We start from the raw sequence: 11,197 nt of genomic DNA, 5'->3' as shown, positions 1-11,197 counted from the left end.
AATGGCAGATATATAAAAAGATTTATATATCTGCCATCATTCTTATTTTATTTTCTTACTTCTTTTTCGAAAACTTCTTTTTTGGTGCTGGATTCGCTCCTTTTTCGTCTTGAAGCTTGATTAAGTCGAGACAACTTTTCAGCGTTAAATCCTGTGGGACAATATCTTTGGGGATTTTATAATTGGAACCTTTATAGGTAATATAAGGTCCATAGCGTCCGTTCAAAATCTCGAGTTCCGGTTCCTCTTCAAACTTCTTGATGTGGCGTTCCACTTCTTTCTGGCGTTTGTCTAAAATGAGTTGTTCCGCCTCTTCTAAAGTAACTTCCATCGGGTCGAGTCCTTTAGGGAGCGATACATATACCTTATTATGCAGGATATACGGACCGAAACGGCCTACACCGACACTGACTGTCTTTCCTTCATATTCGCCCAATGTACGAGGCAATTTGAATAATTCCAGTGCTTCTTCCAATGTAATGGTTTCCATGGACTGGCCCTTCTTCATTTGTGCAAAGCGTGGTTTTTCTTCATCTTCTACAGTGCCAATCTGTACAACAGGACCGAAGCGGCCAATCTTAACGGAAATGGGTTTTCCTGTCTCCGGGTCTTCTCCCAGGATACGTTCGCCTACTTTATGTTCCGTCTTGATAGCCAACGTGCTTTCTACAGACGGGTGGAACTTATCATAGAAATTCTTCATGATAGAAGTCCACTTTACTTCTCCTTCTGCAATTTCGTCAAATTCCTTTTCTACGCTGGCGGTAAAGTTGAAATCCAGAATGTCCGGGAAATATTCGGTAAGGAAATCATTTACCACAGTGCCAATATCCGTTGGTAGTAATTTAGCCTTTTCTGCACCGGTAATTTCAGTATGGTTTTCATCCTTAATCTGACGATCTTTCAATGTCATGACATTAAACTGTCGTTCTTCCCCGTCTTTATTACCTTTCTCCACGTATTCGCGTTGTTGGATGGTAGAGATAGTAGGTGCATATGTAGACGGACGTCCGATACCCAGTTCTTCCAACTTGCGTACAAGACTTGCTTCCGTATAGCGTGGAGGACGTTGGGTGAAACGTTCGGTTGCGATAATAGGCCCATGTTCCAACTTTTGGCCTTTTTTCAGAGGAGGAAGCAGGTGACTCTCATCTTCTTGTTCGTTGTCATCATCATAAGATTCACGGTATACGCGCAAGAATCCGTCGAACTTAATCACTTCACCGATAGCTGTAAATACATCGCTGCTGCCACTTATTGTTATGGTAGCAGTTGTCTTTTCCAGTTCCGCATCTGCCATTTGTGAGGCAATGGTGCGTTTCCATATCAAGTCGTACAGTTTCTTTTCCTGTGCTGTTCCTTCAACGGACTGGTTTTCCATATAGGTAGGACGGATAGCCTCATGCGCTTCTTGTGCACCCTTAGTCTTTGTTTCGAAATGACGGAGGTGTACGTAGCGGTCACCCATCATTTTGATGATAGCGTCTTTACTGCCTGTTGTCGCAAATTCCGAGAGGTTGACAGAGTCCGTACGCATATAAGTGATGAATCCCGATTCGTATAAGCGTTGCGCGAGCATCATGGTCTGCGCTACGGTATATCCCAGTTTGCGTGCGGCTTCCTGTTGCAATGTAGATGTTGTGAACGGAGCAGGAGGCGTTTTCTTGACCGGGCGGGTAGTAATATCGTCGATAGCAAAGCTTGCTCCCTGACATGCGTTGAGGAAGGCTTTTGCTTCTTCTTTTGTTTTAATGCGGCGAGCCAGTTCAGCTTTCATTTCTACCAGTTTTCCATCCGTGTCCGGGACGAGGAATACGGCAGTGATGCGATAAGCAGCTTCCGTTTGGAAAGCATGTATTTCACGTTCACGTTCAACGATCAGGCGGACAGCAACTGACTGAACACGTCCGGCAGAAAGTGCCGGTTTCACTTTTCTCCAAAGCACGGGAGAGAGTTCGAAACCTACGATACGATCCAGAATCCGTCGTGCTTGCTGTGCATTTACGAGGTTGAGGTCAATGTCGCGTGGTTGTTCAATTGCTTTTAAAATAGCGCTTTTCGTAATTTCATGAAATACGATTCGTTTTGTGTTTTCCGGTTTTAGTTTTAAGACCTCATACAGATGCCAGGCTATCGCTTCTCCTTCGCGGTCCTCATCGGATGCGAGCCATACGGTTTCTGCGTCTTTAGCTTCTGTCTTCAGTGTGTTAACCAGAGCCTTTTTGTCTGCCGGGATTTCGTAGCTGGGTGTAAAATTCTTCTCTACGTCGATGCTGAATTCTTTTTTCTTCAGATCGCGTATGTGTCCGTAACTAGAAAGGACTTTGAAATCTTTCCCAAGAAACTTTTCAATCGTTTTTGCTTTTGCCGGAGACTCGACAATGACAAGGTTTTTCTGCATAATTCTTTCTTTTATAATGGCTTGTACCACAATATTCGGGGACAAAAGTAAAAAAAAAGATTCTCCTTACCTTATATTATAAGGAGAATTTAATAAAATCTTAAGATTTACCAATGTTGATGTTAACTTTTACATCTGTAAATCTTAAGATTTAGCTTAAAGGGAGGATGCTTGCCGGCTTATTTTGTTGCGGATGAGGGGTCTTCCTTTATTTTTTTGAGAAACTCTGTCGGTAACATTCCAAATTGTTTCTGAAAACATTTGGCAAAGTAGGAAGAAGAACTGAACCCGACGAGGAATCCTATTTCGGTAACCCTATATTCTCCCTCCACCATCATTTTGCAGGCTTTCTTTAATCGAGTGACCTTGATGAAATCATTGGGAGTCATGCCAATAATGCCTTTGATTTTGGTAAATACAGAGGTACGGCTCATTCCCAGTTCCTGTGCCAGTGTATTTACCGAAAATTCGGAGTCCTCAATATTATTCTGGATGATTTCGGTACATTTATTCATAAATTCTTCATCCAGTTTATTGTGGACAGCGGAGTGCAGATCGGACAACGGAGTAGAGGCATACGTTTTCTGCTGACTTTCCCTTTTCTTGAGTAAGTTCAGCAATTGTGCTTTCAGGTGGAAAGGTGAGAATGGTTTCTCTATATATGCATCCGCACCGGCTTCCAGTCCTTTGATTTTACTTTCTGTATCCGTTTTGGCTGTCAGCAGAATGACAGGAACATGGGAAATATTGATGTTACTTTTAATTTTCCCACAGAGTTCGAACCCGTCCATTTCCTCCATCATCACATCACTGATGATGAGGTCAATGTTATTCTTTTCAAGGATTTGCAACGCTTCCTCTCCACTCGAAGCCGATATGACAAAATATTCCTCGGACAGAATTTTGGAAAGGAAATCCAGAATCTCCGGGTTGTCGTCCACAACCATAATGGCATATTGTTTTTTCAACGGTTCACTGGGAAGAGTGCTTTCCAGTTCATTTTCTTCTATGCTGTTTTCTGGAATAATCGTATCTTCCACTCGTTTGGCCACTTGTGGCAAAGCAGTGATGGCCGCTTGTTTGGGGAAATATACAGAAATAGAAACACCGTTTTCACCGTCTTCCCTATCGCTGACTTCGATCTTTCCGTTCATCAATTGGACGAGTGAGCGTGTCATGTGAAGCCCGATACCAATGCCCAGTTTATTTATTTCACTGTTGTTCTTAACCTGATAGAATGCGTCGAATATTTTAGTCTTTTCTTGATCGGTGATGCCTATACCGTCATCGGTCACGGTGACTACTATCTCGGAATCCTTTTCTATAGTCGTAATACGAATCGTGCTTTTGGCATATTTCAAGGTATTGCTTAGTAGATTGCTGATAATCTTGGTAAAAGCTTCTTCATCTATGACGATGCTCAGTTCTTCCGGGATAGAGGAAGTGTCAATCGCCACTTTCTTTTGTCTGGCAGATAATTCAAAAATGCAGCTTACTTTGCATATTATTTCTTTAATCCGGTAACAGTCGTACGATAGTTTATAAGATCCCGTATCTACTTTGCGGAAATCCAGCAATTGGGTGACAAGCGCATACAAGCGTTTGTAATTCTGTTCAATAATACTTAGGTATTCCCCATACACATTGTTGATACTTGAAGTTTTCATCAGGTATTCCAATGGGCCGATAATAAGGCTCAAAGGAGTTCGAATCTCATGGGCAATGTTAGTGAAGAAATCTATTTTGGAGTTATAGAGCTCTTTTTCTTTTTCATCGTTCAGCCTCTTGATGCGTTCTTTCTGATGTTTCTCCGTACGTTTTACGTAATACCATACGGTTAACATAATCGCAATTAACAGGACGAGGGCATAGATCAGATAAGCCAGTTGCGACCGGAAGAATGGAGGCAGCACCTTGATTTTTAGCTGTACTTCATTACTGCTCCATAGTTTATCGCTGTTCGTTCCCTTGATCCTTAATACATATTCACCGACGGGTAAGTTTGCATAGGAAAGATGGTTGTTACTTCCTTTAGTGAACTGCCATTCGCTATCCAGACCTTCCAGCATATATTGATAATCATTCTCTTTGGGAGCAATGTAGCTTAGTGCGGCAAAATCGAATCCGATCATGGACTGGTTATATTTCAACACAATCTCATCTGTATATCCTATGGATTGGCGAATGGGTGAATGGGATGTATCGGCCTGTATGTCTTTTCCGAAAATGGTCATATTAGTGAGGACGACAGGTGGATTGTATGTATTTTCTCTTAAGTCTTGCGGGAAGAAATAACAGAAACCGTCTGTCGAACCCAAAAATAGTCTACCGTCAGAAGATTCAAAGCCTGAACATGGTGTGAATTGTTCATTGTATAGTCCGTTTGATTTCGAATAGGTTTTTAGATATTCTGTATCCGGATTGTATACAGCAAGTCCCTTATTGGTACTAATCCATAATAAGTCTCCTTTAGGGATAATGGAAGTGATGATTTTATTCGGCAACTTTAGGTAGTCGTATCTGGTAAAATCATCTGTTTCATCATTATATCTACAAAGTCCTTGCCCATAAGTTCCCACCCATAGTCGTTTCTTGTTGTCGATAGCTAGCGTGGTGATTACATTCTTTGTTAGTGAATTCGGATGGTCTGAACGTTGATAAGATGTTATCTTTTGGGTTCTGACATTGTATGAATATAATCCACTGATGCTTGTTCCTATCCATATTCTTCCGAAATAATCTTCAATGATATCCGATATTTTGCCTGTAAAAGAACCAATTCTGATGAAATTGTTTTTTTCGGGGTTATAGTAACAGAATCCTGCAGAAGTGCCCACGTAAATACATCCATTACTGGCTTTATATAGAGTGAATACCCGTGAGGAGGGGATAGATGTTGAATCTTCCGGATTATCGAGAAAACTTTCCACTTTTCCTGTTTTTAAATTAATCACCTCCAAACCTCTTCCATAAGTGGCGGCATATAGTTTATCTCCGTCTACCAGCAGATCGTGTATACAATAGTAAGTTGTGCCTATACTAGCTGCATCCCGGAAAGGGGTAATTTCTTGAGTTTTGGCATCAAATCGGAAAATGCCATTGTCATCCGTACCTATCCAGTATTTATCATCTTTGTCTTCTTTGATAACATTGATTACTTTTCCTGATTGTGGCGTGGACGATGATGAACAGCTATAATATTTGAAATTATTCTGAAATGCCGAATAGAATTTGATTCCATCGAAATAGGAGCCCAGCCAGAGGCTTTCTTCCTTATCCATATAGATGGTATATATAAACTTATTGGCTCCGGTTCTTATTTTCAGATTCGGATTGTCGGATTGCATAATTTCTCCTTTGTCTGCTTTAAAAATTCCCATACCGTTGTCGGATGAAATGAACAACTCGCCAGGTCTGTATTCTTTAATGTCGTGGATATGATATAATAGGTTGTTTGGACTTCTGTCCCGGTAGTTGGTGAAAGTTTTAGTCACTGGATTGAACAGGTCGAGCCCGTTCTGAAAAGTTCCTATCCATAAATTGCCGTGTGAGTCTTCAAACACTTTCTGAATGGAATTATCTGATAAACTATTAGGGTGATTGCTCTTTTTGTAAGTGACGAACGTGTTTTTCTGTTTATCAAAGCAGCATAATCCTTCCGAATAGGTTCCTATCCAAATGTTTTGTTTACTGTCTTGCTGCAATGTCATGATAATGTTTTGGGAGATGCTATTAATCTTTCCGGGAATATTCCGGTATACTCTAAGCCTGACTTTATCAGATGGAGAAAAACGGTAAAGCCCTTCTCCACTCGTTGCAATCCATACTTCTCCGTCACTGTCTTCTATCATATCGGTGACGTAGGTTTGTATCATTTCTTCAGTTTCAGTTTTGGCATGGAAAGGTTGGAAAGTGTCTGTTTTCGAGTCGTAAATGACAATTCCGGTATCCAATCCTATCCACATTCTGCCCCTGCGGTCGATAAATATTTTCTTGACGCTGTTGCTGGTTGTTGCGTTGATATATTCTGATAGATAGTAGTTCTTGAATGCAATACCGTCGAATCTGCTTAATCCATCATCGGTACCGAACCACATGAATCCGCATGAATCTTGCAAAATGCTGTATACTCTGTTGGCTGCCAGTCCATCATCCATTGTATAGGAGGTGGAAAATATACGCTGCGCATTCACGACGAATGAATGCATGCACAGGATTTGTATGGTTATCAAAAGAACGATTTTTTTCATGGGGGATTCATTTTATGTGTATTAGTTTTCATTAGTATAGGACAATATTAGGAAGAATTAGTAGCAAAAGCAAATGATAGGCTGTCTTTTTAGGTGTGGAATAAAACTTTTGAAAGTGAACAAAAAAATCGTTCAAATCTTGGATAATTATTGGTGAAAATGCATACGGATTAGTCTGTGGCTATCCTTAAATGAGTATAGCTTAATAACATTGTTGTTTTTCTGTACAATATTGTTTGTGTTCTAATAAAACTTCGGTTACATTTGCAGCTATCGTTAATGCTTAACTAATTAAAATTTAGTACTATGTCCAGATTCTTGTTGATCGTGTCATTTGTATGGTGTTGTTGTTCTTGTATTTCTTTACATAAGGATAATAATATGTCGCCCGAAATGCCTGGAGGGGAATATACCCATGCAGATGTAGAGAATCTGGCTTTGTTGTGTAAGGTTTGGGGATTTATGAAATACTATCACCCATCGGTACGTGCCGGAGAATATGATTGGGATCGTGAACTGCTTTGTATAATGCCTTCTTTAGTATCTCTTCCCTCAAAAGAAAAGCGGAATGAGGTTTTAGTAAAATGGATAGATCAATTTGATTTTAAAAAGAAGAATGGGATCTATAGTCTGTGTGCGTCGGATTCGATAAAATTACTTCCTGATTTGGATTGGATAGAAGATAAAAGTAACTTGGGAACGATACTGTCAGATAGGTTAAAAGAAATTAGGGATGCAGAAAGGGATACGGCAAGTTATTATGTGAATTTAGGGGTGATAAATATGGGAAATGCAGTATTTGAGCACGAAGAAAGATATTCTAAATGTACTTTTCCGAATATTGACTATCAGCTCTTATCTTTATTCCGGTTATGGAATGCAATTCAATATTATTTTCCTTACAAATATCTTCTTAAGGACAATTGGAATGAGATATTATTGAATCATATACCTTTATTTCTGGAAATTACCAGCAGAATGGATTACGAGAGTGCTTTAAAAAGATTTATTGCAGAAATCCATGATACTCATGCCGGTATTTATGGCGGACCAACAAAAAAATATTTAGTACCCGTTGTGATACGTTTCATTGAAGGCAAAGCTGTAGTAACAGAATATTATGAATTAAAATCCGAGTTCAAGGAGGAGAAGCAAATTTTGCAGCCGGGAGATGTGATTCTACGTATCAACAGTGAAGCGGTAGATTCCATCATAAAACGTATCACGCCATACATATCAGCTTCTAACGAAGCTTCTTTGTTGAGAAGGATAGCTGTTGATGAACTTTTATGGTCCAATGATACACTATTGTATGTAGACTATGAAAGGAATGGTGTTGTAGAAAAATCAAGAATCAAATGTTTACCGAATAGAATGCGTGAATCTACTATCTTCGAAAAGCCTCATCCACTTGTTACAGTTCTCCCTTCTGATATTTTGTATTTATATTTGGGGAGTAACATTGGTGGAAAAGTTCCCCAAGAGATAAAAGCAAAAAAGATGATTACCTCAAATCCGCAACTAAGCCCTTGAACGTCCTTATTGCGTTTACACGTCCTCTCATTACTGAATTTGCAGATAATTTGAACTTGAAGCACCCACTTCTGCCTACAATATCCCCTTACCCCACAATGTGACTTGAGGCAATACACAATATCATTCCCATAAGTTGTAGGCATTATCCAAAATCAGTCTGGAAAACATCTGCGTAAGCATTATTACAGGTATAGATGTTCAGCACATACCGCCTTGATGTCCTGATCCACTTGGCTGGTACAGAGATAAACCTGAAGACAAACGCTTTTATGCGACTTGTTGCATTGAGCCCGAACTTCTTTACGTCAAGTCTTTGAATAATGGCCTTGTAAAAGTTACGGATAAGTGCTGTAAGAAGAAGGAACACTGTGTTCTCTGCCATGAAGGATTTGGGCAATCTGTCCCACCCGAAACCATTGTTCATATCATCGAAGATACGTTCCTTTCCTCCACGAAGGTTATAGAACTCGACAATTTCTCTTACGGAAGAATCATAGTCGTTAGTCAGGATACAACGGTATGTGTATTCTCCTTCCCAAAAATCCTGCACACCATCCATCCGTTTCTGTCTTTGAATCACAAGTCGATATGCCTTACCTTTCCACTTCTCAACAAGGATAGAGTTCAATTCAAACTCAATGCCATTGATTTCCTCAGTTTTCCAGCCTTTGAGAGCAAAGGTGTCATTGTAGATCGAACTGCAGCGGTTAGCACGGATATAGAAGGACTTGCAGTGTTTTTCTATTTCCTCCACGATTTCCTCGGAACATGATCCACAATCAGCTCTGAAGCGATTGATAGTGAGCCCATTCTGTTCAAATCTCGCAAAGAACCTCTTCAGCGTGTCCTTCTGATGGAAACGAACATTTGTGTTACCATCGCTATTCTCTATACCGACTATCAAATCGCCAATAACCGCCACGCCAGGGCGATAACCAAGGAACTTCTTGTATGTAGGCTTTGCATCATACTTCTCTGTCTCTATGAACTGATGGTCGAAATCAACATCATACATCTCACCCTCTTTCAGTTGGCCAGATGCAAATATACAATTGAGCAATAAAGTATTGAGAGTGTCAGCCGTATTGAAATCGTAGGTCTTGCCCATATCTGATGTGTATGAAATGTTTTCTTGCGTCAACTCCTTTATCGCCCTGAGGATAGTATCAGAGCTACAAGTGCGAAGTGTCGGATGAAGCGAGAGGTGGTTCATCAAATGAGTAGTGACATCCTCAATACATGAACCGCTACAGAAGTAGATACTCATGAGAGAACGGATGATTTCGCTGTACTGATAACCGAACGATCTACACCTTAGACCGAGGGTTGAGTCGATTACAGATGATAATGTGGAGTCAAATTGCTCCATGATTGAAAATAATCCCCCAAAAGGAGTGAGTCTCTCAGATTTAATTTGTATCTTCGCCATGTCTATCGTCGGATTCTCTTGTTTTTTTTGCAACACTAAGATAAGTGAAAATTCTGACATGGCAAAATCCTGAGCAACTTTTTGTTGCTCAGGTACTTAAAAAGTTTAATTTATAATAGTGTTGCGGAATTAAGGGATTATTGATTTGAGAGCATATCCTGTAATGAAGAAAATTGAAGGATATTGGGAGTATAATACTCTGTATCCATCTTCTACAAACTTCTCGATATTTACTCACGGAAGTCTTTTGCAGCCAGGATTGTTTACCTTCGGTCCTATAATAAAAGCTGGAAAAGAGAATGAAGATTATTATCAAGGTAAAAAAGTTATCCTAGTAAATGAGGTAACACAAAGCCATGCAGAATTTATGACTATGAAATATAGATGTACTCCCAATACTGTTGTTATGGGAAGTACAACTGCCGGGGCTGATGGCAATTGTTCATCAATCATTTTGCCTGGTAACTTCAGAGCAACATTTACAGGACTTGGAGTTTACTATCCTGATAAGTCGGAAACCCAGCAAATCGGCATTCTTCCTGATATTGAAGTTAAAAACACAATTCAAGGCATATGTAAAGGACGTGATGAAGTTTTGGAAGCTGCTATAAAGTATTTAAACAATAAATGAAAAGCAGTGAAAATCCTTTGTTTAGTAAATATAAGGTTGGAGAACAGTCAAAGGTCCGTTGTTGGATGAGAGTTAAAGATGAAAAGAGCATTGGCAAATAACTAAGGACAAATGAGATTCAGAAAATAAAATCTCACTTTATATAGATTAGTATACGTTTATTCTACGTACATTTGTTTCATTAGTACTCTGTTTTTCGTTTTACTTAAGTTGAACGAAAGAATGACTTAAGTTAAACTATCGATTGACTTAAGTCAATCGGAAACTGGAATGTGTTTTAGAAAATTAATTTATGGGAGAGAGGTTATCAATCCTTCCTAATGAAAAGCTAATAAATAATGAGTGTAAATTATGATCTTTATGAAACTCCCGATCTTGCTAAAAGCGGGGAAGAACAGCCTTTACATGCACGGGTCGTCTTGAAGGGCAGTTATACGGCTGAAGAGTTTGTGGAACAGGTGACTGCGTTTCAGCATATGCCTCATGCGCAAGTGGTGGGCATTATAGAAGCTATATCAAAAGAACTGCGGCATTTACTCTTAAAAGGGTTTTCTGTAGAGCTGGGAGATATTGGTTATTTCACTCTTTCATTGAGTGTTGACAAGAAAGTGATGGAATCAAAAGAATTGCGTTCACCGTCCGTATCTCTGAAAGATGTTAATTTCCGTGTCAACCGGCAGTTTAAAAAGGATATTGAGAGTGAACTCAAGTTACAACTTTATCATTCGCCGTTTCGTGTAAAGAATCCGTTGTCTGAAAAGAAGTGCCTGCAACGTTTGACAAAGTTTTTAGAAGAACATCCGTGTATCAATCGGCGGGATTATGCACAGCTTGTCGGAAAGACAAAAACGCAGGCATTGCAGGATATCAACTCTTTTATCGAGCAAGGGATATTGAAAAAGTATGGATACGGACGTTCGGTAGTATATATAAAAGGGGCGTAAACTTAC

The 11,197-nt window shown here is 39.7% G+C and carries 6 protein-coding genes; 3 read left to right on the top strand and 3 right to left on the bottom strand.

Annotated elements, in window-relative coordinates:
* Positions 1-55 precede the first annotated feature (55 nt).
* Both topA and INE92_RS17250 read right to left on the bottom strand, forming a co-directional pair.
* Positions 56-2,401 carry a type I DNA topoisomerase gene (gene topA, locus INE92_RS17255; RefSeq protein ID WP_195436234.1) on the bottom strand — a complete coding sequence of 782 codons (2,346 nt, stop codon included), beginning with the start codon at positions 2,399-2,401 and terminating at the stop codon, positions 56-58.
* Positions 2,402-2,580: 179 nt separating this feature from the next.
* Positions 2,581-6,651: a hybrid sensor histidine kinase/response regulator transcription factor gene (locus INE92_RS17250; protein WP_211421200.1), complete on the bottom strand. Its 4,071-nt coding sequence runs from the start codon at positions 6,649-6,651 to the stop codon at positions 2,581-2,583.
* Between the two features lie 462 nt (positions 6,652-7,113).
* On the opposite strand from INE92_RS17250, the gene INE92_RS17245 reads away from it, so the two are divergent.
* The gene (locus INE92_RS17245; protein WP_211421199.1) at positions 7,114-8,184 is read left to right on the top strand and encodes a S41 family peptidase; all 1,071 of its coding nucleotides are present in this window, start codon (positions 7,114-7,116) and stop codon (positions 8,182-8,184) included.
* A 145-nt stretch (positions 8,185-8,329) separates the two neighbouring features.
* On the opposite strand, the gene INE92_RS17240 is transcribed toward INE92_RS17245, so the two are convergent.
* Entirely contained in the window at positions 8,330-9,616 is a 1,287-nt protein-coding gene (locus tag INE92_RS17240; protein ID WP_009040242.1) for an IS1380-like element ISBf12 family transposase, read from the bottom strand.
* A 163-nt stretch (positions 9,617-9,779) separates the two neighbouring features.
* Between INE92_RS17240 and INE92_RS17235 the strand changes: the two genes are divergently transcribed.
* Both INE92_RS17235 and INE92_RS17230 read left to right on the top strand, forming a co-directional pair.
* Positions 9,780-10,247, top strand: a complete 468-nt coding sequence (locus INE92_RS17235; RefSeq protein ID WP_211421198.1) for a S41 family peptidase — start codon at positions 9,780-9,782, stop codon at positions 10,245-10,247.
* Between the two features lie 338 nt (positions 10,248-10,585).
* On the top strand, positions 10,586-11,191 hold the full coding sequence (locus INE92_RS17230; protein WP_008776861.1) for an HU family DNA-binding protein: 606 nt from the start codon (positions 10,586-10,588) through the stop codon (positions 11,189-11,191).
* The last annotated feature ends 6 nt before the right edge of the window (positions 11,192-11,197 follow it).

It is taken from the genome of Bacteroides xylanisolvens (genome assembly GCF_018289135.1).
Taxonomy (GTDB): domain Bacteria; phylum Bacteroidota; class Bacteroidia; order Bacteroidales; family Bacteroidaceae; genus Bacteroides; species Bacteroides xylanisolvens.
Note: the sequence above shows the minus strand (reverse complement) of the source record. Positions and strands in the feature narration are given on the sequence as shown.

What these genes read in the sequence shown, in the direction of transcription:
- INE92_RS17235 (WP_211421198.1), top strand. Translation starts at nt 9,780, where the DNA reads ATGAAGAAAATTGAAGGATATTGGGAGTATAATACTCTGTATCCATCT.
- INE92_RS17230 (WP_008776861.1), top strand. Translation starts at nt 10,586, where the DNA reads ATGAGTGTAAATTATGATCTTTATGAAACTCCCGATCTTGCTAAAAGC.
- INE92_RS17250 (WP_211421200.1), bottom strand. Translation starts at nt 6,651, where the DNA reads ATGAAAAAAATCGTTCTTTTGATAACCATACAAATCCTGTGCATGCAT.
- INE92_RS17240 (WP_009040242.1), bottom strand. Translation starts at nt 9,616, where the DNA reads ATGGCGAAGATACAAATTAAATCTGAGAGACTCACTCCTTTTGGGGGA.
- topA (WP_195436234.1), bottom strand. Translation starts at nt 2,401, where the DNA reads ATGCAGAAAAACCTTGTCATTGTCGAGTCTCCGGCAAAAGCAAAAACG.
- INE92_RS17245 (WP_211421199.1), top strand. Translation starts at nt 7,114, where the DNA reads ATGAAATACTATCACCCATCGGTACGTGCCGGAGAATATGATTGGGAT.